The sequence below is a fragment of the Pseudomonas acericola (SeqCode) genome, from assembly GCF_053456465.1.
In genome coordinates, this window is sequence record NZ_JBRFJB010000002.1 from 716,022 (window position 1) to 738,185 (window position 22,164).

Annotated in this window: 20 protein-coding genes; 12 read left to right on the top strand and 8 right to left on the bottom strand. The window is 61.6% G+C overall.

The features are described from left to right. Window positions 1–85 precede the first annotated feature (85 nt). Both ACU688_RS09385 and ACU688_RS09390 read right to left on the bottom strand, forming a co-directional pair. On the bottom strand, window positions 86–2,350 hold the full coding sequence (locus ACU688_RS09385; protein ID WP_448184483.1) for a putative bifunctional diguanylate cyclase/phosphodiesterase: 2,265 nt from the start codon (window positions 2,348–2,350) through the stop codon (window positions 86–88). A gap of 139 nt (window positions 2,351–2,489) precedes the next feature. Beyond that, window positions 2,490–2,855 carry a YkgJ family cysteine cluster protein gene (locus ACU688_RS09390; RefSeq protein ID WP_448184484.1) on the bottom strand — a complete coding sequence of 122 codons (366 nt, stop codon included), beginning with the start codon at window positions 2,853–2,855 and terminating at the stop codon, window positions 2,490–2,492. Window positions 2,856–3,106: 251 nt separating this feature from the next. On the opposite strand from ACU688_RS09390, the gene ACU688_RS09395 reads away from it, so the two are divergent. Beyond that, entirely contained in the window at window positions 3,107–4,453 is a 1,347-nt protein-coding gene (locus ACU688_RS09395; protein ID WP_448184485.1) for a spinster family MFS transporter, read from the top strand. A 149-nt stretch (window positions 4,454–4,602) separates the two neighbouring features. On the opposite strand, the gene rapA is transcribed toward ACU688_RS09395, so the two are convergent. Further along, window positions 4,603–7,449, bottom strand: coding sequence for an RNA polymerase-associated protein RapA (rapA, locus tag ACU688_RS09400; protein ID WP_448184486.1), 2,847 nt, complete (start codon window positions 7,447–7,449; stop codon window positions 4,603–4,605). Between the two features lie 220 nt (window positions 7,450–7,669). Here rapA and ACU688_RS09405 point away from each other — a divergent pair, with 220 nt between their 5' ends. Then, entirely contained in the window at window positions 7,670–8,011 is a 342-nt protein-coding gene (locus ACU688_RS09405; RefSeq protein ID WP_017735922.1) for a hypothetical protein, read from the top strand. Here ACU688_RS09405 and ACU688_RS09410 read toward each other — a convergent pair. The 3 genes from ACU688_RS09410 to ACU688_RS09420 form a co-directional block, all read right to left on the bottom strand. Further along, a complete protein-coding gene (locus ACU688_RS09410) occupies window positions 8,008–9,189 on the bottom strand; it encodes an aminotransferase class V-fold PLP-dependent enzyme (protein ID WP_448184487.1) in 1,182 nt (393 codons plus the stop codon). The genes ACU688_RS09405 and ACU688_RS09410 overlap by 4 nt on opposite strands. Beyond that, on the bottom strand, window positions 9,186–9,656 hold the full coding sequence (locus ACU688_RS09415) for a RidA family protein (protein WP_448184488.1): 471 nt from the start codon (window positions 9,654–9,656) through the stop codon (window positions 9,186–9,188). Before ACU688_RS09415 ends, ACU688_RS09410 begins: the two co-directional genes overlap by 4 nt. Window positions 9,657–9,747: 91 nt before the next feature. Continuing rightward, window positions 9,748–10,614 carry a LysR substrate-binding domain-containing protein gene (locus ACU688_RS09420; RefSeq protein WP_448184489.1) on the bottom strand — a complete coding sequence of 289 codons (867 nt, stop codon included), beginning with the start codon at window positions 10,612–10,614 and terminating at the stop codon, window positions 9,748–9,750. Window positions 10,615–10,745: 131 nt separating this feature from the next. Here ACU688_RS09420 and ACU688_RS09425 point away from each other — a divergent pair, with 131 nt between their 5' ends. Both ACU688_RS09425 and ccoM read left to right on the top strand, forming a co-directional pair. Continuing rightward, window positions 10,746–10,907 carry a hypothetical protein gene (locus ACU688_RS09425; protein WP_003172386.1) on the top strand — a complete coding sequence of 54 codons (162 nt, stop codon included), beginning with the start codon at window positions 10,746–10,748 and terminating at the stop codon, window positions 10,905–10,907. 143 nt (window positions 10,908–11,050) lie between these two features. Then, entirely contained in the window at window positions 11,051–11,164 is a 114-nt protein-coding gene (gene ccoM, locus ACU688_RS09430; protein WP_017735918.1) for a cytochrome c oxidase subunit CcoM, read from the top strand. Window positions 11,165–11,434: 270 nt separating this feature from the next. Here the strand turns inward: ccoM and ACU688_RS09435 are convergent, their stop codons facing one another. Together ACU688_RS09435 and ACU688_RS09440 are read right to left on the bottom strand one after the other, a co-directional pair. Continuing rightward, window positions 11,435–12,910, bottom strand: coding sequence for an inorganic phosphate transporter (locus ACU688_RS09435; protein ID WP_448184490.1), 1,476 nt, complete (start codon window positions 12,908–12,910; stop codon window positions 11,435–11,437). Between the two features lie 323 nt (window positions 12,911–13,233). Further along, complete coding sequence (locus tag ACU688_RS09440; protein ID WP_003172389.1) at window positions 13,234–13,434, bottom strand: hypothetical protein; 201 nt, start codon at window positions 13,432–13,434, stop codon at window positions 13,234–13,236. Between the two features lie 502 nt (window positions 13,435–13,936). On the opposite strand from ACU688_RS09440, the gene pcaR reads away from it, so the two are divergent. From pcaR to ACU688_RS09480, 8 genes are all read left to right on the top strand, one after another. Next, on the top strand, window positions 13,937–14,779 hold the full coding sequence (gene pcaR / locus ACU688_RS09445) for a pca regulon transcriptional regulator PcaR (protein WP_017735916.1): 843 nt from the start codon (window positions 13,937–13,939) through the stop codon (window positions 14,777–14,779). Between the two features lie 147 nt (window positions 14,780–14,926). After that, a complete protein-coding gene (gene pcaK, locus ACU688_RS09450) occupies window positions 14,927–16,267 on the top strand; it encodes a 4-hydroxybenzoate transporter PcaK (RefSeq protein ID WP_448184491.1) in 1,341 nt (446 codons plus the stop codon). A gap of 302 nt (window positions 16,268–16,569) precedes the next feature. Beyond that, window positions 16,570–17,427 carry a CoA transferase subunit A gene (locus tag ACU688_RS09455; RefSeq protein WP_207039740.1) on the top strand — a complete coding sequence of 286 codons (858 nt, stop codon included), beginning with the start codon at window positions 16,570–16,572 and terminating at the stop codon, window positions 17,425–17,427. Beyond that, window positions 17,427–18,206, top strand: a complete 780-nt coding sequence (locus tag ACU688_RS09460) for a CoA-transferase subunit beta (RefSeq protein ID WP_448184492.1) — start codon at window positions 17,427–17,429, stop codon at window positions 18,204–18,206. The genes ACU688_RS09455 and ACU688_RS09460 overlap by 1 nt, the downstream gene beginning before the upstream one ends. Then, complete coding sequence (gene pcaF, locus ACU688_RS09465; RefSeq protein ID WP_448184856.1) at window positions 18,203–19,405, top strand: 3-oxoadipyl-CoA thiolase; 1,203 nt, start codon at window positions 18,203–18,205, stop codon at window positions 19,403–19,405. The genes ACU688_RS09460 and pcaF overlap by 4 nt, the downstream gene beginning before the upstream one ends. Before the next feature lie 17 nt (window positions 19,406–19,422). Continuing rightward, window positions 19,423–20,127, top strand: a complete 705-nt coding sequence (gene pcaH, locus ACU688_RS09470) for a protocatechuate 3,4-dioxygenase subunit beta (RefSeq protein WP_124525957.1) — start codon at window positions 19,423–19,425, stop codon at window positions 20,125–20,127. A gap of 1 nt (window position 20,128) precedes the next feature. Beyond that, complete coding sequence (pcaG, locus tag ACU688_RS09475) at window positions 20,129–20,695, top strand: protocatechuate 3,4-dioxygenase subunit alpha (protein WP_448184493.1); 567 nt, start codon at window positions 20,129–20,131, stop codon at window positions 20,693–20,695. A gap of 166 nt (window positions 20,696–20,861) precedes the next feature. Then, entirely contained in the window at window positions 20,862–22,157 is a 1,296-nt protein-coding gene (locus ACU688_RS09480) for an MFS family transporter (protein WP_448184494.1), read from the top strand. Window positions 22,158–22,164 lie beyond the last annotated feature (7 nt).

The following is a 22,164-nucleotide window of genomic DNA, read 5'->3' on the forward strand; positions in this document are numbered from 1 at the left end:
AGGGAAATCGTGGCCGGACTCTGATGAATCGGCCGTCTGTCGGGTTTCTTTAAGCAAATGATGGCGAAATGCCAAAGTTTCGGCGTCAGCGAATTGGCCGAATCACCGAAGTCGGGCCGATACGGACCAGGGAGGAGGCTCTGGGGGCCAGCGGGTCCTTGGTGCCCGCCACGCTGAACGGGTACAACGGATTACGCATCTGAATGCCCTGGATGACACCGATAACGTCGGCGGCACACACCGCCGGGCTCAACAGGTAACCCTGGACGAAATCGCAGCCATGTTTGAGCAGCAGCTCGAATTGCGCCTGGGTTTCCACGCCTTCGGTCACCACTTGCAGGTGCAGGGTGTGGGCCATGCCGATAATCGCCTGGACGATCTCGATGTCGGCGGTGGATTTGGGGATGTCCTGGATAAAGGAACGATCGATCTTCAAGGTGTTCAGCGGCAGGCGCTTGAGGTAGGCGAGGGACGAATACCCGGTGCCGAAGTCATCGATGGCCAGCGACACGCCCAGCGCACGGATCTGCCGCAACAGGGCGAGGGTGCTGCTGATATTGCCCATCAACGCGTTTTCGGTGACTTCCAGTTCCAGGCGGTGGGCCGCGACGCCGCTGAAACGCAGTGCATCTTCGATCTCATCGGCCAGTTCGTCACGGGCCAGGTTGAGGGCCGAGCAGTTCACCGCCATGGTCAATTCGGTATAGCCGCGGTCAGACAACAGGCTCAGTTCATGACAGGCCTGGCGCAAAACCCAGTGGTCCAGATCGGCAATCAGCCCATTGCTTTCGGCGATGCCGATAAAACGGTCCGGGGCGAGCAGGCCATGCACCGGGTGTTGCCAGCGCACCAGGGCTTCCAGGCGCGTGACCTTGCCCAACTTCATGTCGAAGATCGGCTGGTAGAACAGCACCAGTTGGTTGCGCGCGCGCAGGGCGCCGCGCAGTTCTTCCTCCAGTTGCAGTTCGAGGAAGGCGCGGGTTTTCAGGTTGGAGCTGAAGAACGTCAGGCTGTTGCGCCCCGCGTCCTTGGATTGGTACAGCGCCAGGTCGGCGGTTTTCAGCAACTCTTCGCCGGTGAGGCCATCATCGGGAAACAGGCTGATACCAATGCTGGTGGTCATCACCATGCGCCGTCCGGCCAGTTCGATGGGCTCTTTCATTTTTTGCATGATGCGCTGCGCCATGTGCCGGGCTTCGTCACGGTGATGGACGCTGATCAGAATGCAGAACTCATCGCCGCCAAACCGTGCGACCACGTCTTCGTGGCTGCGCACCGAACCCTTGATATGCGCGGCGAGCACGGTGAGCAACTGGTCGCCCGCATCGTGGCCGAGGCTGTCGTTGATGCGTTTGAAGTGGTCGATATCGAGGAAGATCACCGCCATCATGCCGTTTGAAGCGGTTTTTTCCGCCAGTTTCTCGGCAAAGATCTGGTTGAAGCCGCGCCGGTTGAGCAGGCTGGTCAAGGCGTCAAAATGCGCCACCTGTTGCAGGGAGGCGCGCGCCTGATCCAATTCGGTGAGCAAGGCGTTGACCCGGCGCAGATCGCGTTCCTTATGTTGCAGCTTTTTATCCGCGAGGGCGGCGCTGACGCTGCTGCCGATCACCAGCAAGGTGATCACCGCCACGGACAGGCCGAGTTGGATGGGGTTATTGTCCAGTGGCAGTGACAGATCCGCGCCGGTGGGCACCATCATGCGCATCGCCGCCATGCCGGTGAAATGCATGCTCAGGATGCCGGCGCCCAGCACCAGGCTGGCGGCGTACTTGAGCAGTTGGTGGAACACCCCGGCGCCATTGCGCAGGTAACTCGACAGCAGCAGCGCCGCCAGGCTGGCACCGATGGCAATGCCCACCGAGGCCATGAACAGCCCCGATTCGAAGTACACCTGGGCCTGGGAGCGCATGGCCGACATGCCCACGTAGTGCATCAACGCGATGCCCAGGCCCATCCACACCGACGCCATCAAGTACTGATGGAAGCGCAGTTGGGTATGGCTGAGGGTTTTCATGGCGAACAGCGATGCGATCATGGCGATCAGCAACGAGGCGAACGTCATGATCAGTTCGTAATGAATGGCAATGGGCGCCTGGAAGGCCAGCATGCTGATGAAGTGGGTGGACCAGATGCCACCGGCCAGGCAACCGGCGCCGAGCCAGCGCCAGCGGCGACGAGCGGTGGGGTCTTCGACGTGGCCAACCCGTTCGGCCATATCAAGGGTGCCAAAACCCGCCGCACACGCGACCAGGTAGGCCAGCAAGACCAGGAAGGGGTTATGACTGCAATTGAGTAATAAGTGCCCGTTCTCTGGAAGCTCGGTAAAGAAATGCAGACCAAGCCATTCCATAGCATGTCCCGTTTAAGTCGTTGCGCCATTGCCTACAGCAACGGCCTACGACCTCGAGTATAGAAGCCCCGGGGAATTCGCCATGGATAATGGCACTTTGCTCTCAACGATTTTGGCATGCCGGCCATAGCGTTTGATGCTAAGCGCTGATGGGCAGGTCCAACTCGAAGGGCATCTCCAGCGGCGCGAGGCCAAAGGCGGCGCGGGCGGCATCGCAATCGACGTTCTGCACGCCCTCGTGCCAGGACGCTTCAAACTCACGGCAGGTGCTTGAACGTTGCGCGTAGATCGAGCAACTGGTGCCTTTGCCCACTTCCCCTTCAAGGCTGCAGCAACGCGCGGGTTTTTGGTCGGTGCCGATCATCGCCACGCGCGTCGGATTGATCTGTACTACCAGGTCATCGGGTACTGTTCCGCCGGATGAAGCGCATTCGCCCCAGAAGAAAGACACACGAAAGTATGAACAGCAGGCACCGCAACTCAGACACGGACTGGCTTCGGACATGGGCGTCATCGATAAGAAAGTAGGATGGGGGGTGCTACGGAAGGCTCGCCATTCTATCCGCGCCATGGCCATAAGGAAGGGGGGCGCACACATATATTTTCGTAGGGAAAGTCCCGGGATCGTGGGTGAAATCATGCCCTATCAGCTTTACGAATCATTACAGACAAGCGCCGCCAGCCTGACTATGTTGCTGATACCGGGCAGGATGCATCGGGCATCGCAGCTCTCATAACAATAAAAGAGACGGACCCATGCAGAACTCGACCCAAGCGGCGAATGCCTGGCGCATTCTGTTCCTGCTGTTCCTGGCCAACCTGTTCAATTTCTTCGACCGCACCATTCCCGCGATCATCATCGAGCCAATCCGCATGGAATGGCACCTGAGCGACTTCCAGCTCGGCATCATCGGCACCGCCTTTACCATCGTCTACGCCATTGCCGGCCTGCCTCTCGGGCGCATGGCCGACACCGGCTCGCGCAGCAAACTGATGGGCTGGGGCCTGTTCGCCTGGAGTGGGCTGACGGCGGTCAATGGCCTTGTCGGCAGTTTCTGGACCTTCTTGCTGGTACGCATGGGCATCGGTATCGGCGAGGCCAGCTACGCACCGGCCGCCAACTCGCTGATTGGCGACCTGTTCCCCGCCCACCGCCGCGCGCGGGCCATGGGCATCTTCATGCTTGGCCTGCCCCTGGGCCTGCTGCTGGCGTTTTTCACCATCGGCTGGATGGTCAAGGCGTTCGACAGCTGGCGCGCGCCGTTCTTTATCGCTGCGGTGCCGGGGATGATCCTGGCGGTGTTCATGTTCTACATCAAGGAGCCCAAGCGCGGCGCGGCGGAAACCGTGCAAGTCTCCCAGGAACGCGTGGATCGCCCGATCCGCCGCGTCCTGGCGGTGCCGACCTTCCTGTGGCTGGTATTGGCTGGCTTGTGCTTTAACTTTGCCACCTATGCGTGCAACTCGTTCCTGGTGCCGATGTTGCAGCGCTACTTCCTGATGCCGTTGCAGGACGCGGCGGTTGCCACCGGGGTGATCGTTGGCCTGACGGGCCTGGTGGGCTTGACCCTGGGCGGCTGGGTGGCCGACAAGATCCATCAGCGCATCGCCAACGGCCGGCTGCTGTTTGCCGCGTTCAGCCTGATTATCTCCACCGTGACCACGGCCTGGGCGCTCCACGCCGGGCGCATTGAGATCGGCGTGTTTGTCGCGGTATTCAGTGTGGGCTGGTTGTTTGCCTATAACTTCTACACCTGCGTGTACACGGCGATCCAGGACGTGGTCGAACCGCGCCTGCGGGCCACGGCGATGGCGCTGTTCTTCGCCGGGCTGTACTTGCTGGGCGGTGGCATGGGGCCGATCGTTGTGGGGGGCTTATCGGACCATTTTGCCCATTCGGCGATGTATGCGGCGGGGGCGGAGCAGATGACCGAAGCTTATAAGGCGGTGGGATTGCATGACGCCATGTACCTGATTCCGGTGGCGCTGTTCTTGACCATGCTGTTTCTGTTCCAGGCGTCGCGGTGTTTTGTGCGGGATGCCAAGAAGATGAAGGAGGGGTTGAGTGCGGTGGAGGTGCCGGGTTCGGCGGTGGCAGCTTGAGACCGAGGTGACTTCATCGCAGGCAAGCCAGCTCCCACAGTTGACTGCATTCCAACGTTGGAACTCGGTCAACTGTGGGAGCTGGCTTGCCTGCGATGAGGCCCGAAAGGCAAATAAAAAAGGCCCGCATTGCGCGGGCCTTCTTTTTACTAGCCTGCGACCAGGACTCGAATCGCTTCCAAGCGCAATGCCGCTTTATCCAGCATCGCCAACCCTTGCTCACGCTGATTACGCAACGCCACCAACTCACTGTCACGCACCGTCGGGTTCACCGCCTGCAACGCGGTCAACCGCGCCAGTTCTTCGTCGGTGTCCGCTGCCAGGCGACGCTTGGCTTCGGCCACGCGCTCGGCATGTTGCGGGGTGATTTTCTCTTCACCGGCGTTGATCCGTGGCGTCAGTTGGTCGCGCTGGGCCTGGATGAACTTGTTGGCGCTGGCGCGTGGCACGCTTTCCAGTTGGTCGTTGAGCGTCACAAACGACACACGGCCCGAAAGGTCGTTGCCATTGGCATCCAGCAAGCAGCGCAGTGCCGCCGGCGGCAGGTAACGCCCCAGTTGCAGGGCGCGCGGTGCCACCACTTCGCTGACGTAGAGCAGTTCCAGCAACACGGTGCCCGGCTTCAGCGCCTTGTTCTTGATCAGCGCCACGGCGGTGTTGCCCATCGAACCGGACAGCACCAGGTCCATGCCGCCTTGCACCATCGGGTGTTCCCAGGTGATGAACTGCATGTCTTCGCGCGACAGTGCCTGGTTGCGGTCGTAGGTGATGGTCACACCTTCGTCGTCGCCCAGGGGGAAGCTGGCGTCGAGCATTTTTTCGCTTGGCTTCAAGATCAGGGCGTTTTCCGAATGGTCTTCGCTGTCGATGCCAAATGCGTCGAACAGGGTTTCCATGTAGATCGGCAGGGCGAACTGATCGTCTTGCTCGAGGATGTCCTCGACCAGCGCATCGCCTTCACCGGCGCCGCCGGAGTTGAGTTCCAGCAGGCGGTCGCGACCGGTATGCAGCTCTTGCTCCAGGCGCTCGCGCTCGGTGCGGGCTTCGTCGATCAGGGCTTGCCACTCGCCGTCGTCGGCGGCTTCCAGCAGCGGCAGCAGGCGTGGGCCGAACTGATGCTGCAAGGCGTTGCCGGTCGGGCAGGTGTTGAGGAAGGCATTCAGCGCTTCGTTGTACCACTGGAACAGGCGCTCTTGCGGGCTGGTTTCCAGGTACGGCACGTGCAGTTCGATCACGTGTTTCTGGCCGATCCGGTCCAGGCGACCGATGCGCTGTTCCAGCAGATCGGGGTGGGACGGCAGGTCGAACAGCACCAGGTGGTGGGAGAACTGGAAGTTGCGGCCTTCGCTGCCGATCTCGGAGCAGATCAGCACCTGGGCGCCGAATTCTTCATCGGCGAAGTAGGCGGCGGCGCGGTCACGTTCGAGGATGTTCATGCCCTCGTGGAACACCGTGGCCGGAATACCGGAACGCACGCGCAGGGCGTCTTCCAGGTCCATGGCGGTTTCGGCGTGGGCGCAGATCACCAGGACCTTGGTGCGCTTGAGCATTTTCAGCTGGTCGATCAACCACTCGACACGCGGGTCGAAGCGCCACCAGCGGTGTTCTTCTTCGATGTCCGGTTGTGCCTGGAAGCTGACTTCCGGGTACAGCTCGGCGTGTTCGCCCAGCGGCAGTTCGAGGTATTCGTCCGGGTTGGCCAGCGGGTAGGCGTGCAGCTTGCGCTCCGGGAAACCCTGCACGGCGGCGCGGGTGTTACGGAACAGCACGCGGCCGGTGCCGTGGCGGTCGAGCAGCTCACGCACCAGGCGTGCGCTGGCTTCGGTGTCGCCATCGTTGACGGCGGTGAGCAGGGCTTCGCCTTCGTCACCGAGGAAACCCTGGATGGTTTTATGCGCTTTGGGCGACAGGCGACCCTTGTCCATCAGCTCCTGCACGGCTTCGGCCACCGGGCGATAGTTTTCGCTCTCGGCGCGGAAGGCTTTCAGGTCGTGGAAGCGGTTCGGGTCCAGCAGGCGCAGGCGCGCGAAGTGGCTGTCCTGGCCCAGTTGTTCCGGGGTGGCGGTCAGCAGCAGCACGCCAGGAATCACTTCGGCCAGTTGTTCGACCAGTGCGTATTCGGGGCTGGCTTTCTCTTCGTGCCATACCAGGTGGTGGGCTTCATCGACCACCAGCAAGTCCCAACCGGCGGCGAACAGCGCGTCCTGGGCCTTCTCGTCGTCCACCAGCCATTCCAGCGCCACCAGGGCAAGCTGGGTGTCTTCGAACGGGTTGGCGGCATCGCTTTCGATGAAGCGTTCTTCGTCGAACAGCGCAACTTGCAGGTTGAAGCGGCGGCGCATTTCCACCAGCCACTGGTGTTGCAGGTTTTCCGGGACCAGGATCAGCACGCGGTTGGCGCGGCCCGACAGCAGCTGGCGATGGATCACCAGGCCGGCTTCGATGGTCTTGCCCAGGCCTACTTCGTCGGCCAGCAATACCCGTGGCGCGATACGGTCGGCGACTTCACGGGCGATGTGCAGTTGGTGGGCAATCGGTTGCGCACGCACGCCACCCAGGCCCCACAGCGCGGACTGCAACTGGCGGCTGGTGTGTTCCAGGGTGTGGTAGCGCAGCGAGAACCAGGCCAGCTGGTCGATCTGCCCGGCGAACAGACGGTCGCTGGCCAGACGGAACTGGATGAAGTTGGACAGTTGGGTTTCCGGCAGGGTGACCTGCTCGTTCTGCCCATTGAGGCCGTGGTAGACCAGCAGGCCATCGACGTCGTCGACTTCCTGTACGGTCATTTTCCAGCCTTCGAAATGGGTGATGCTGTCACCCGGCGAGAACCGCACGCGGGTGAGGGGCGCATTCCGTAGCGCATACTGGCGGGTGTCGCCAGTGGCCGGATAGAGCACGGTTAACAAGCGGCCGTCTTGTGCCAGAACGGTGCCTAACCCCAGCTCTGCTTCGCTGTCACTAATCCAGCGTTGCCCCGGTTGATACTGCTGCGCCATGCTGCCTGACTCCCGCCGTGAAAAAGCCGACTATCTTAACGGAACACGGCCCTCAGCCAAAGGACTCCCGACAAAAACTACTCCGTTTGCGTGGCTGCGCGGAAGTCGGATCGACGGGTGGCGGGCACTTGGGAGTGTCGACTGGGTCACAGCTTGGCGAGTGCGCGCTCAAGTCGCACTGTGGCGTGCCGAAAGCCTGTTGATCAGGAGAGTAAACCTTATGCTGCCACCCATGCTGCCCGTGAGCGTTGTGCCGGTCACGTCACAACTCGATCCGGTGCGCCAGAAGCCGGATATCCCGCCCGTGGTGCCAGTACAACCGGGCTCCAATGAAAGCACCATCGACCTGAAAAACCGCGACGCCGAGCAATCGACCCTGCTGCTGCGTGAAGAACAGCGGCGCCAGCAAGAGCAGCAGAAACGTCGGCGTGAAGCCGATGAAGACCCGGAGCAGCACCTGGCGATTCCGGGGGATGTGCTCAACGCCGACAATACCGTGCCGGTGATACCGCTGATTGAAGATGCACCGCGCCAGGGCTTGTGGGTGGACGTCGAAGTCTAGCCACGCAATGCCCGCAGGGCGGCCAGCAGCCGCTCGATGTCATCCGCGTTATTGAGCGCGCTGACGGAAATCCGCGCCACGCTGGCCAGGCCGCGCGCCTGCATGTCCAGCGGGGTGTAGGCCACGCCGTTGGCGCCGATATTGATGCGCTGCAAACCCAGCCGCCGTTTCAGTTCAAAGGCGTCCCAACCGGCCAGGTTGAAGGCGATCAGGCCCGATTGGCTGGCGCCCTGATCATGCAAGGAAATGCCTGAAATCTGGCGCAGCGCTTCGCGAATCTGCTGACTGGTCTGCCTGATGGTTTCCCACACCTGCTCGATACCCAGGCGATTTAGCTCCTGCAACGCATTGCCCAATCCCGCCAATAAGGCGTAGGACACTTCGCTGGTTTCAAAACGGCGAGCGTCGTTGCGCAGGTCGAAGCCGTCGGCGGTCCACGGCGCGGAAAACACGTCGCGCTGGGCGGGGTTCAAGTGCTTGAGAAAACCTGCGCGCACATACATCAGCGCTGTGCCGCGCGGCCCGCGCAGATGCTTGCGGCCGGCCGACTTGAGCACGTCGCAGTGCAGCGCCTGCACGTCCACTGGCACCTGGCCGACGGCCTGGCCCGCGTCGATGAAATAAGGGATCGCGTGTTTTTTGGCGACCTCGCCAATGGCCTGGGCCGGGTTGATCAGGCCGCCATTGGCCGGCAGCCAGGTGAGGTCGATCAGCTTCACGCGGGCGTCGATCATCGCTTCCAGCGCCACCGGGCACACCGCGCCGCTTGCATCGCAGGGGATGACTTCTATGCGGGCGCCGGCTTGCACCGCGAGCTGCATGCTCGCCAGGTTGCCGCCCCATTCATGGCGGCCCACCAGGATGCGGTCGCCCGGCTGCCACGGGGCCAGCGCCTGGAACGCCATGCTCCAGGCCGCCGAACCACTGCTGGCGAAGGCAATCGACGAGGCGGGCGCATTGAGCAATTGCGCGGCGGCGCGGCGGGTGTTTTCCAATAGCAGGGCGCCATGCTCGCCGGCCTCCATTGGGCCGTCGCGGGCTTCGCGGTGCAGGTGCGCGATGATTGCGTCCAGGGTAGCCTGGCTCGGCAGCGAGGCACCGGCATGATTGAAATGCACGATGCCAGACTGGCAGCCGGGTGTGGCGTCGCGCAGTGCTTGCACGTCGAGCGGGCTCACGGTTGCAGCTCGAAAATCCCGTCAACCTCCACCGCCACACCGGCGGGCAGGCTGGCCACGCCGACGGCGGTGCGCACATGCCGCCCCTTGTCGCCGAGGGCATTCACCAGCAAGTTAGACGCCCCGTTGGCGACCGCGCTCTGGTGCTGGAAATCGCCGCTGCTGGCGATAAACACCCCCAGGCGCACCGTGCGCACCAGGCGCGACAGGTCATCCCCCAGCGCATGGCTCAGTTGCCCCAGCAGGCCCAGCGCCGCCAGTTCTGCGGCCTGGGTGCCTTCTTCATCGCTGAGGGATTCGCCCAGTCGGCCGACATAGGCCGGTTTGCCTTCCACCAGCGGAATCTGCCCGGAGACAAACAGCTGGTTCGCGCTGATCACATAGTTGATGTAGTTGGCGGCCGGCTGGCTGGGTGTCGGCAGCGTGAGGCCGAGGGCTTGCACGCGTTGGCGCAGGGAGTCGCTCATGATCAATCCTCAAAGGTTAAAGAGGCTTGAGCATGTCGGCCGGAATCATTGGCGACAAACGGATAGATCTCACTCGACGAATCGAAAAAACTCACGCATCGCGACAGGTGTCCTTCAGCCATTGGCTGAAGCATTCGGCCGCTTCACTGGCAGGGCCTTGGGGGGCGATCAGCCAGTAGCCGATGTCGCTGTGGTACGGCGGCCAGTCAAAGGCTTCCACCAGGCTGCCGTCCTTGAGCCGACGCTCGATCAAGCGGTGGCGGCCCATGGCGATGCCCTGGCCGGCCACTGCGGCTTCGACCACGATGTTGTAGTCGTGCAGCATCACGCGGGGGTGGCTGGCGAGATCGACGTGGTAGTGCGCGGACCAATCGGTCCATTCGAACGGCCGGTGGGAGGTGGCCATCAGCAGCGGGCTGTCAGGCCGTGCCTTGAACGCGGGGCTGCACACCGGCGAGATTACTTCCGCCATCAGGCGTGTGGCCTGTACATCAGGCCAATCGCCCTTGCCATAGCGTATCGCCAGGTCCACTTCGGCGGCGGCGACGTCCGCCAGTTGAATCGCCGGTAACAATTCCACTTGGATATGCGGGTAGCGATTCAGGAAGTCGGCCAGGCGCGGCGCCAGCCACAAGGTGGCGAAGGAGGCGAGCAGGCCGACGCGCAACACCGTGGTGCTGGGCGCGGCGCGCTGGGTGCGGGTGGCGGCCGCGATGGCGTCGAGGGCAGGGCGGATTTCGTCGTAATAGCGTTGGCCGTCGCCCGTCAGATCAATCGCGCGGGTGCGTCGGATAAACAGCGGTTTGCCCAGGTGCTGCTCAAGTTTTTGCACTTGATGGCTCAGTGCGCTCTGGGTCACCGACAGCTCATGCGCCGCCTTGATAAAACTCAAGTGCCGCGCCACGGCCTCAAAGGCGCGCAGGGCCAGCAAGGGCGGAAGGTCCTTGTGCAGTGCCACTTGAGTGCGCTCCGTTGCCTGAGGGAAGAGCCGATTTTGGGCGATGGCCCGCATTTTGTCGCCCGCTGATTTGCCGTCGGGCGGGGCAGGCCGCATTATTGAGGCATTCCCGCCACAACGTAAGCCAAGCCATGAGTGATGACGACAAGCTGATCGACCTGAACGCCGAACGTGCCAAGCGCGTGCATGACCTCAACGACAAGCGCCTGAATGAAGTACGGCAGGCCTTCGAGCAGGCCATGCCGTTGGGCAAGGCCAAGAAGAAACCGAAGAACAAACCGAAAAAGCGTTGAACCAGCCTGCATCTGTTGATGCAGGTCAGTTATTGCCCTTCTTTACGCCCCGTTGTGGGCGACATTGATCCCCGTCAATTTTCCAATCTGCCTTCTCGATTAACTTAGCCCTATCGCAACAGGGCAAGTGCAGGAGGCCGGTCATGTTTTTCGATAATGTGGTTTTTGCCGGAGTGCTGACTGTCAGCCTCATGGTTCTGTTTTTTGTAGGGTTTGGTTTTTTTATCTGGAAAGACGCCAATAAGCGGAAAAAATAGATCTTTCTGGATTACATGAGCACGCAAGGCATTTTGGGCGACTTCGGTCGCCCTTTTTTTTGCCCGCTATTTAACTAACACCACCAGTTTCCTGTAGGAGTCGGCTTGTGTGGGAGCGGGCTTGCCCGCGATAGCAGTCTGTCAGTTGATGAATCAGGTGCTGATCCACCGCTATCGCGGGCAAGCCCGCTCCCACATTTGTACCGAGGTACAGGCAATAAAAAAGGTGCGACCCTCGCGGATCGCACCTTTTTTATTGCAGGCGGCTTATCAGCTGCCCAGCGCCTTGGACGCCAGCCAGAACAACCCGGCCGACAGGCCGACGGTGGCTGGCAAGGTCAATACCCACGCCATCAGGATGGTCTTGACCGTCCCGCCTTGCAGGCCGCTTTTGTTCGCAACCATGGTACCGGCCACACCCGACGACAGTACGTGGGTGGTGGACACTGGCAGGGCAAAGATGTTGGCGAAGCCAATCATGGTGGCCGTGGTGATTTGTGCCGACATGCCTTGGGCATAGGTCATGCCTTGCTTGCCGATCTTCTCACCAATGGTCAGTACCACACGCTTCCAACCCACCATGGTGCCCAGGCCCAAGGCCAGTGCGACGGCGAGGATCACCCAGAACGGTGCGTACTCGGTGGTGGCGGTCAAGTCTTTGCGCAGCTTGTCCAGGTCGGACTTCTCACGCGCTTCCAGGCCCGGCAGCTTGCCGACTTTCTTCGCGGTATCGTCCAGGCAGAGCAGGTAGCGACGCACTTCAATACGGTGGTCGGCGGTCAGCGAGTGGTAGTCGGACACACCTTTGAGCGTCTCCATCAGCGCGTTGATGGTCGGTTCAGTCTGCTGCGGGTTGCAACGGAACTTGCCCGGCAGGTCATCCTTCACGCTTTTGCCCAGAGCCAGGAACTCGCCAAGGGTGGCGTTGTTGCGCTGGTAGAACTGGCTCAGATGCACGGTGGCATCGCGGGTGCGTTCGATCTGGTAGGTGGTGCTGCCCAGGTCGAGCACGAACTGCGCCGGCACGATACCGATCAACACCAGCATGATCAGGCCGATGCCTTTCTGGCCATCGTTGGAGCCGTGCACGAAACTCACGGCCATGGCGGAGATCACCAGGACCAGGCGGTTCCAGAACGGCGGGTGCTTCTTGTCATCAAGCTTGCGGCGCTGGTCCGGCGTCTTGTGCATCTTCGACAGTGGGCGCCACCATTTCAGGCCGATCAGCACCAGGGCTGCGACCAGGAAACCGGCCATTGGCGAGAACACCAGGGACGCACCGATATCGATCGCTTTCTGCCAGTTCACACCGTCAGCCAGGGGGATATCGTTGATCAGGGCGTTGGCCAGGCCGACACCGAGGATCGAACCGATCAGGGTGTGGGAGCTGGAGGCCGGGATACCGAAGTACCAGGTGCCCAGGTTCCAGGTGATCGCCGCTGCCAATAGCGAGAAGACCATGGCCAGGCCGTGGCCGGTGTTCACATTGATCAGCAACTCCACCGGCAGCAAGTGCACGATGGCGTAGGCGACACCGACACCACCGAGCAACACGCCGAGGAAGTTGAACACCCCGGAGAAGAACACGGCCAGGTGCGGCGGCATGGCTTTGGTATAGATGACTGTGGCCACCGCGTTAGCGGTGTCATGAAAGCCATTGATGAACTCGAAGGCGAGGACAAAGGCCAGGGCGAGCAGCAGGCTCACTAGAACCCAAGCATCCAGTCCGCTGAATAAATCGATCATGAAGGTTTTCTGACCCGGTCGTAAGGGGGCGCGATTATGCCAGAAAACCTTGGTAATCGATGCATTAGCTGCTCATCGGTAGCAATCTTCATTGAAATACCAGGGGCGAGAGGCGTCCATCCCAGGGTTTTCGGGGCTTTGGCAAGTCTTTGATTTATAAAGCGAGGGCGTGTTTCTGGGGGGAAATGCCACTGAATCGGCATGTCTGAAACATTTGTATGAAATTTCGTTTGCGACGATAGGACGCGTGCCGAATCTATCGCAGCCCTCGGCTGGCAATGCGCCAGCGGAGGTGGCAAGTGCCGCAGCTCAGGTCGAAGGGCTTATGGCTCTTCGGCCTTGAGTTCCTGTTCAATCTTTTGGATTTCCTGGGCAAACGCCTGATCGAGCAAGCTGGCGCGTTTACGCCAAGGTTTACGCTCGGGTTCAGGTTGCGCGGCGTAGGTGGTGACTTCCCCGCCGTAAACGTCCTTGTAACGTTGTTCCTGGCGCTCAAGTTCCGCGCGCAGTTCATCTTTCGTCACTGTATTACCTAATATGAGTTGAGTTTGATTATTGTGCAGTGGCATACCGGAAAGTCGCGTTCAGGCTGTTCAAAGTTGAACGGTTTAACGTTCAGTTTGAGTGAGTGGCCTGAGGTCGATACTTTAAACGGTTACTTGTGACCGACGATGCACACTGAATGTGTCGCCTGGCGAGCTCTGGCCCCGATAGTGAAACCGGGTTGACCTCTGCACAGCTTGCAGTATAGCGGCGCATTTTAAGAACACTATCACCATAAAGTTAAAATTTGCCAACTTCGTGTGTGCGTTTTGTTACTTAAGCGCGTCAGCCGATTGCGGAAAATATGGCGTCAGAAAGTCTTCCGCTCTTGAGCAAGAGCCTGGCGCTGTAAATTGCGATAATCGGAGGAGTGTCCGATAATCGCCCAGTGTCACTGGCCTGGCGTTGTGCATTGCGCCCCGTGCGGCTTGTAATAGCGGCCAAACCCGTTGACGGTTGAAAACAAGAAAAAGGACTCATGACATGAACGATCAATTGCGCAACTCCTTCGCGTCAGTGGCGCCACCGATCGTGGCGTCACCCGCCAAGCGCATCCAGGCGTTTACCGGCGATCCCGATTTCATGACTTCCCTGGCCCGCGGCCTGGCCGTGGTGCAGGCGTTCCAAGAGCGCAAGCGCCACCTGACCATCGCCCAGATCAGCCATCGCACGGAAATCCCCCGCGCCGCCGTGCGCCGTTGCCTCTACACCCTGATCAAGCTCGGCTACGCCACCACCGATGGGCGCACGTATTCGCTGCTGCCCAAGGTGTTGACCCTGGGCCATGCGTACCTGTCGTCCACGCCGTTGGCGGTGTCGGCGCAGCCTTATCTGGACCGCATGAGCGAGCAGCTCCACGAAGCCTGCAACATGGCCACCCTCGAAGGCGATGACATCCTCTACATCGCCCGTTCCGCCACGACCCAGCGCCTGATCTCGGTGGACCTGTCGGTAGGCGGCCGCTTGCCGGCGTACTGCACGTCCATGGGCCGCATCCTGCTCGCCGCGCTGGATGATGCATCGCTACAGGACTACCTCGACCACGCCGACCTGCAAACCAAGACCAGCCGCACCCTGACCACCCCGGCGGCCTTGCTTGAGTGCCTGCAACAAGTGCGTCAGCAGGGCTGGTGCATTGTCGATCAGGAGCTGGAGCAGGGCCTGCGCTCCATCGCTGTGCCGGTCTATGACGCCTCCGGCCAGGTGCTGGCCGCGCTCAACGTCAGCACCCACGCCGGCCGTGTCAGCCGCAGCGAGTTGGAGCAGCGTTTCCTGCCGAGCATGCTCAGCGCCAGCCGCGAGCTGAGCGCGCAGTTGTTTACCTAAGCTGTTCGGTGATCGCACAGATCCCGGCTCTATCAATTGACGATGTTTCCCCCGGCTTATTACTGTGCGGCAGCGCTCTAGGGCGCGCCCCAATAATAATGACGACCCAAGGTTGTCAGCCCGCCCATCGGTGTGGAAATAACAATAATGAATCAACCGTCTGTTGGTACGACCCTGGACGTCCAGTCCTTCATCAATGCCCAGCCACTCTCGCGCTACCAGTGGCGCGTGGTGATCCTGTGTTTCCTGATTGTCTTTCTTGATGGCCTCGACACGGCGGCCATGGGCTTTATTGCGCCTGCGCTGTCCCAGGACTGGGGCATCGACCGTGCCAGCCTCGGCCCGGTAATGAGCGCCGCGCTGATCGGCATGGTATTCGGCGCCCTCGGCTCCGGCCCGTTGGCCGACCGGTTCGGGCGCAAAATGGTGTTGGTGGGCGCGGTGCTGGTGTTTGGTGCATTCAGCCTGGCCTCGGCCTACGCCTCTAACGTCGACCAGTTGCTGGTACTGCGCTTTCTTACCGGGCTTGGCCTGGGGGCGGGCATGCCGAACGCCACCACGCTGCTCTCCGAGTACACCCCGGAGCGCCATAAATCCCTGCTGGTGACCAGCATGTTCTGCGGTTTCAACCTGGGTATGGCCGGCGGTGGGTTTATCTCGGCCAAACTGATCCCGGCGTTCGGCTGGCACAGCCTGCTGCTGATCGGCGGCATCCTGCCGTTGATCCTCGCGGTGGTGTTGCTGGTGTGGCTGCCGGAGTCGGCGCGTTACCTGGTGGTGCGCAATCGCGGCACCGACAAGGTGCGCAAGACCCTGGCGCCCATCGAGCCGAACATCGTCGCTCAAGCCAGCGACTTCAGCGTGCCCGAGCAAAAAACCGTGAAGGCCCGCAACGTGTTCGCGGTGATCTTCTCCGGCACCTACAGCGCCGGCACCTTGCTGCTGTGGCTGACCTACTTCATGGGCCTGGTGATCGTCTACCTGCTGACCAGCTGGCTGCCGACCCTGATGCGCGACAGCGGCGCCAGCATGGAGCAGGCCGCGTTTATCGGCGCGTTGTTCCAGTTTGGCGGGGTGCTGAGCGCCGTCGGCGTGGGCTGGGCGATGGACCGCTTCAATCCGCACAAAGTCATCGGCACGTTTTACCTGCTGGCTGGGGTGTTTGCCTACGCGGTAGGCCAGAGCCTGGGCAATATCACGCTACTGGCCACCTTGGTGTTGATCGCCGGGATGTGTGTCAACGGCGCGCAATCGGCGATGCCGTCGCTGGCGGCGCGGTTTTACCCGACCCAGGGGCGTGCCACCGGGGTCTCGTGGATGCTGGGGATTGGGCGGTTCGGCGCGATCCTCGGGGCGTGGATGGGGGCGACGTTGCTGGGGCTGGGTTGGAATTTCGAGCAGGTGCTGACGGCGTTGGTGATTCCGGCGGCGTTGGCCACCACTGCGGTGGTGATCAAGGGCATGGTCAGCCATGCGGATGCGACCTGAGGCTTAGCGCCGATCTTATGGCGGCAGGGTTTGTGTGGGAGCTGGCTTGCCTGCGATAGCGGTCTGTCAGTTGATAAATTAGGTGCTGATCCGCCGCTATCGCGGGCAAGCCCGCTCCCACAGTGGGGGCGGTGCCTGCTTGAGTCCTTGCATTTAGGAAAAGTTAGCCAGGCAACAATTAGTTCGATTATCGAACACTTAGTCGATTATCGGATTGTTACAGCCATTTCCCCGACTTAATCTTCAAGGCACTTCGGCGCCACCTCTGCGCCTTTTTCGATCCACACCGGGAGCCCGACCCCATGGCTGAAATGCTCACCCTGACCGACGCGGTAAAGCGTTTCGTGAACGACGGCGATACCGTTGCGCTCGAAGGCTTCACCCACCTGATCCCCACGGCGGCGGGTCATGAAATCATTCGTCAGGGCAAGAAAGACCTGACGCTGGTGCGTATGACGCCTGACTTGGTCTACGACCAATTGATTGGTGCCGGCTGCGCGCGCAAGTTGATTTTCTCCTGGGGCGGCAACCCGGGCGTGGGTTCCCTGCATCGCCTGCGTGACGCGGTCGAGAAGCAATGGCCGCAACCGCTGGAGATCGAAGAACACAGCCACGCCGACCTGGCCAACGCCTACGTCGCCGGCGCTTCTGGCCTGCCGTTCGCGGTGCTGCGTGCCTACGCCGGTTCCGACCTGCCGAAGGTCAACCCGCTGATCAAGACCGTGACCTGCCCGTTCACCGGCGAAGTGCTGGCGGCCGTGCCGTCGGTGCGTCCGGACGTGACCGTGATCCACGCGCAAAAGGCCGACCGCAAGGGCAACGTGCTGCTCTGGGGCATTCTCGGTGTGCAGAAGGAAGCGGCCCTGGCGGCCAAGCGTTGCATCGTCACCGTCGAAGAAATTGTCGATGACTTGAATGCACCGATGAACAGTTGCGTGTTGCCGACCTGGGCCCTGACTGCGGTGTGCCATGTACCCGGTGGTGCGCATCCGTCCTACGCCCATGGCTACAACGAGCGCGATAATCGCTTCTATCAGGCGTGGGACCCCATCGCCCGCGACCGTGAGACTTTTACTGCCTGGATAGACGAATACATCCACGGCACCGCCGACTTCAGTGAATTCCAGGCCAAGCTGGCCACTGCACAGGAGGCCAAGTAATGGCTTACTCCACCAACGAAATGATGACCGTCGCTGCGGCGCGTCGCCTCAAGAATGGCTCCGTGTGTTTTGTCGGCATCGGTTTGCCCTCCAAGGCCGCCAACCTGGCGCGCCTGACCTCGTCGCCGGATGTGGTGCTGATCTACGAGTCGGGCCCGATTGGCGCCAAGCCGAGCGTGCTACCACTGTCCATCGGTGATGGCGAGCTGGCGGAAACCGCCGACACCGTCGTGCCAACCGGTGAGATCTTTCGCTACTGGCTGCAAGGCGGGCGCATCGACGTCGGTTTTCTCGGCGCGGCCCAGGTCGATCGCTTCGGCAATATCAACACTACCGTGGTCGGTGATTACCACCAGCCTAAAGTGCGCCTGCCGGGTGCCGGTGGCGCGCCAGAAATCGCTGGCTCCGCGAAGAGCGTGCTGATTATCCTCAAACAGTCGGCGCGTTCGTTTGTCGACAAGCTGGATTTCATCACCTCGGTGGGCCACGGCGAAGGCGGCGATTCACGCAAGCGTCTGGGCCTGCCGGGCGCCGGGCCTGTAGGGATCATTACCGACCTGTGCATCATGGAGCCGGAAGAGGGCACCCATGAATTTGTCGTCACCGCGTTGCACCCTGGCGTCACTCGCGAGCAAGTGGTGGCCGCTACCGGTTGGGCGATTCGTTTTGCCGAACAGGTCAGCACCACCGCCGAACCGACCGACGTCGAGCTGAACGCCCTGCGTGATCTGGAAGCACGCACCGCCGCCGCCCACGGCCAAGCGCCAGGAGAAGCCTGATGCGCGACGTATTTATCTGTGACGCCATCCGCACCCCCATCGGCCGTTTCGGCGGTGGTCTGGCCACGGTGCGCGCCGATGACCTGGCGGCCTTGCCGATCAAGGCGCTGATCGAGCGCAACCCGTCGGTGGATTGGAGCGCGGTGGACGAAGTGTTCCTCGGCTGCGCCAACCAGGCCGGCGAAGACAACCGCAACGTCGCGCGCATGGCGCTGTTGCTGGCGGGCCTGCCGGAGAGCGTTCCGGGCGTGACCCTCAACCGTTTGTGCGCTTCGGGCATGGACGCCATCGGCACGGCCTTCCGCGCCATCGCCAGCGGCGAAATGGAGCTGGCGATTGCCGGCGGCGTCGAGTCGATGTCCCGCGCGCCATTCGTGATGGGCAAGGCCGGCGCGGCGTTTTCGCGCGACATGAAGCTGGAAGACACCACCATCGGTTGGCGTTTTATCAACCCGTTGATGAAGGCCCAATACGGCGTGGACGCGATGCCGCAGACCGCCGATAACGTCGCCGATGACTACAACGTATCCCGCGCCGACCAGGACGCCTTCGCCCTGCGCAGCCAACAACGTACCGCTGCCGCGCAAGCCGCTGGGTTCTTCGCCGAGGAAATCGTGCCGGTGCGGGTCGCCCATAAAAAAGGCGAGACCCTGGTGGAACACGATGAGCATCCACGGGACACCACCTTGGAAGCGCTGACCAAGCTCAAGCCCGTGAACGGCCCGGACAAAACCGTGACGGCCGGCAACGCTTCCGGCGTGAACGACGGCGCGGCAGCCTTGATCCTTGCGTCCGCCGAAGCGGTGAAAAAACACGGCCTGACCGCCCGCGCCCGTGTATTGGGCATGGCCAGCGCCGGCGTTGCGCCGCGTGTGATGGGCATCGGCCCGGTGCCAGCGGTACGCAAGCTGGTGGAGCGCCTCGGTCTGGCGGTCACTGACTTTGACGTCATTGAACTCAACGAAGCTTTCGCCAGCCAAGGCTTGGCGGTGCTGCGTGAACTGGGCATCGCCGACGACGCGCCGCAGGTCAACCCGAACGGCGGCGCCATCGCCCTCGGTCACCCGCTGGGCATGAGCGGCGCACGGCTGGTATTGACCGCCCTGCATCATTTGGAAAAAACCGGTGGCCGCAAAGGTCTGGCGACCATGTGTGTGGGCGTCGGCCAAGGGTTGGCCCTGGCGATTGAACGCATCTAATAAGAGAGGATTGCTCCATGAGTGACAAGCCCGGTTACCGGCGCCCGCAAGCGGGCACCCAACCTGATTACCTGCACCCGGCCTACCAATCGACGAACGTGCGTTCGCCGTCGCAGCCGTTGGTGTTTCTGCCCCATTCCCTGTCGGAAATCACCGGCCCGACCATCGGCGCCGAGCGCATCAACGCGAAGGACAACGACCTGACCGCCCAGCATGACGGCGAGCCCCAGGGCGAACGCATCATCATTCACGGGCGTGTGCTCGATGAAAACGGCCTGCCGGTGCCGGGCATCCTGGTGGAGATCTGGCAGGCCAACGCCGCCGGTCGCTACAACCACAAGCGTGACCTGCACGACGCGCCGCTGGACCCGAACTTCACCGGCACCGGCCGCACCGTCACCGACGCCGACGGCTGGTATCAGTTCCAGACCATCAAACCCGGCGCCTACCCGTGGGGCAACCACCACAACGCATGGCGCCCGGCGCATATCCACTTTTCGCTGTTCGGCCCCAGCGTGCTGACGCGCCTGGTCACGCAGATGTACTTCCCCGGCGACCCGCTGCTGGAATACGACCCGATCTACAACTGCGTGCCGGACACCAGCGCCAAGGAGCGCTTGATCGCCCGTTTCGACCTGGAAAAAACCATTCCTTCCTATGCCCTCGGCTACCGCTGGGACATCGTCCTGCGCGGCCGCGACGCCACGCCGATGGAGAAATGAGATGACACTCAACGCGACCACGTCCCACACCGTCGGGCCGTATTACCACATCGGCCTGACCTGGCTGAACCGCGAAGACCTGACCACCGCCGCCACCCTCGGTGAACGCGTGGCCATCAGCGGGCAAGTGCTGGACGGCAACGGTGATGTCGTCAATGACGCCATGCTGGAAGTCTGGCAGGCCAACGCCGCCGGCAAATATGACCACCCGGAAGATGAGCAGGACAAAGCGCTCGACCCGAACTTCGAAGGCTTTGGCCGGGTGCCGGTAGATGGGGAAGGGCGGTTTCGCTTTACCACCATCAAGCCCGGCGCGGTGCCGGGGCTGAAGGGCACGACCCAAGCGCCGCACCTGGTGGTGCTGGTGTTTGCCCGTGGCCTGGTGAAGCACTTGCTCACGCGGATTTATTTTGACGGCGAGTCGATGAATGGGGATGACCCGTTGTTGGCGTGTGTGCCGGCTGCGCGGCGTGAGACATTGATTGCGAAGCAGGATGCAGCGGGTGTGCATCAGTGGAATGTTGTGTTGCAGGGGACCGATAGGGAGACGGTGTTCTTCGATTATTGATCTGTAGCAGCGGCAAGTTTCGAGCTGCAAGCCTCAAGAGAAAGCAGTTGTCGCGGCAGCGCTTCTCTTGCAGCTTGTAGCTTGAAACTTGTAGCTGTTCCAATTGCGGAACGAGCTTGTTGCAAAGTATGTCTAGGCTATAACCGTTCCCACTGAGTGAAAAATCATGACAACAGCCACCAGTCACTACACCGGAGAAGAACGCCGCAAACGGATTTTTGCGATTGTCGGGGCTTCCTCCGGCAACCTCGTCGAATGGTTCGACTTCTACGTCTACGCCTTCTGCGCCATCTACTTCGCCCCCGCCTTCTTTCCGTCGGACAACCCCACCGTACAGCTGGTGAATACGGCGGGCGTATTCGCCGCCGGTTTCCTGATGCGGCCCATCGGCGGCTGGCTGTTCGGGCGTGTGGCCGACAAGCACGGCCGTAAAAACTCGATGATGATCTCGGTGCTGATGATGTGCGCCGGCTCCCTGGTCATCGCCTTTTTGCCTACCTATAACGACATCGGCGTCTGGGCACCCATCCTGCTGCTGGTCGCGCGCCTGTTCCAGGGCCTGTCCGTGGGCGGCGAATACGGCACCACCGCGACCTACATGAGTGAAGTGGCCCTCAAGGGGCAGCGTGGGTTCTTCGCCTCCTTCCAATACGTGACCCTGATCGGCGGGCAACTGCTGGCAGTGCTGGTGGTGGTGATCCTGCAACAGATCCTCACTGAAGAAGAGCTGCGCGCTTGGGGCTGGCGGATTCCGTTTGTGATCGGTGCCATTGCGGCAGTGATCTCCCTGTTGCTGCGCCGCACCTTGAAAGAAACCACCAGCAAGGAAATGCGCGAAGACAAGGACGCCGGCAGCATTGCCGCGCTGTTTCGCGACCACAAGGCAGCGTTTATCACGGTGCTGGGCTACACCGCAGGCGGCTCGCTGATTTTCTACACCTTCACCACTTATATGCAGAAGTACCTGGTGAACACGGTCGGCATGCACGCCAAGACGTCGAGCTACATCATGACCGGCGCGCTATTCCTGTATATGTGCATGCAGCCGGTGTTCGGCATGCTCGCGGACAAGATTGGCCGCCGTAACTCGATGCTGTGGTTTGCCGGCCTTGGCACCTTGTTCACCGTGCCGATCCTGCTCACCTTGAAAACCGTCAGCAGCCCGTTCCTGGCCTTTGTGTTGATCACCCTGGCCTTGGCGATTGTCAGCTTCTACACCTCCATCAGCGGCCTGGTCAAAGCGGAAATGTTCCCGCCCCAGGTGCGCGCCCTGGGTGTAGGCCTGGCGTATGCGGTGGCCAATGCGATCTTTGGCGGCTCGGCGGAATTCGTCGCGCTGAGCCTCAAGTCCATCGGCATGGAAAACAGCTTTTATTGGTACGTCACGGCGATGATGGCGATCGCTTTCCTGTTCAGCTTGCGCTTGCCGAAACAGGCGGCGTACCTGCACCACGATTTGTAAGGGACGC

Bases quoted from the DNA above. Each gene is read 5' to 3' on its own strand.
- ACU688_RS09385 (WP_448184483.1), bottom strand. From the start codon at position 2,350: ATGGAATGGCTTGGTCTGCATTTCTTTACCGAGCTTCCAGAGAACGGG.
- ACU688_RS09390 (WP_448184484.1), bottom strand. From the start codon at position 2,855: ATGTCCGAAGCCAGTCCGTGTCTGAGTTGCGGTGCCTGCTGTTCATAC.
- ACU688_RS09395 (WP_448184485.1), top strand. From the start codon at position 3,107: ATGCAGAACTCGACCCAAGCGGCGAATGCCTGGCGCATTCTGTTCCTG.
- rapA (WP_448184486.1), bottom strand. From the start codon at position 7,449: ATGGCGCAGCAGTATCAACCGGGGCAACGCTGGATTAGTGACAGCGAA.
- ACU688_RS09405 (WP_017735922.1), top strand. From the start codon at position 7,670: ATGCTGCCACCCATGCTGCCCGTGAGCGTTGTGCCGGTCACGTCACAA.
- ACU688_RS09415 (WP_448184488.1), bottom strand. From the start codon at position 9,656: ATGAGCGACTCCCTGCGCCAACGCGTGCAAGCCCTCGGCCTCACGCTG.
- ACU688_RS09425 (WP_003172386.1), top strand. From the start codon at position 10,746: ATGAGTGATGACGACAAGCTGATCGACCTGAACGCCGAACGTGCCAAG.
- ccoM (WP_017735918.1), top strand. From the start codon at position 11,051: ATGTTTTTCGATAATGTGGTTTTTGCCGGAGTGCTGACTGTCAGCCTC.
- ACU688_RS09435 (WP_448184490.1), bottom strand. From the start codon at position 12,910: ATGATCGATTTATTCAGCGGACTGGATGCTTGGGTTCTAGTGAGCCTG.
- pcaR (WP_017735916.1), top strand. From the start codon at position 13,937: ATGAACGATCAATTGCGCAACTCCTTCGCGTCAGTGGCGCCACCGATC.
- pcaK (WP_448184491.1), top strand. From the start codon at position 14,927: ATGAATCAACCGTCTGTTGGTACGACCCTGGACGTCCAGTCCTTCATC.
- ACU688_RS09455 (WP_207039740.1), top strand. From the start codon at position 16,570: ATGGCTGAAATGCTCACCCTGACCGACGCGGTAAAGCGTTTCGTGAAC.
- ACU688_RS09460 (WP_448184492.1), top strand. From the start codon at position 17,427: ATGGCTTACTCCACCAACGAAATGATGACCGTCGCTGCGGCGCGTCGC.
- pcaH (WP_124525957.1), top strand. From the start codon at position 19,423: ATGAGTGACAAGCCCGGTTACCGGCGCCCGCAAGCGGGCACCCAACCT.
- pcaG (WP_448184493.1), top strand. From the start codon at position 20,129: ATGACACTCAACGCGACCACGTCCCACACCGTCGGGCCGTATTACCAC.
- ACU688_RS09480 (WP_448184494.1), top strand. From the start codon at position 20,862: ATGACAACAGCCACCAGTCACTACACCGGAGAAGAACGCCGCAAACGG.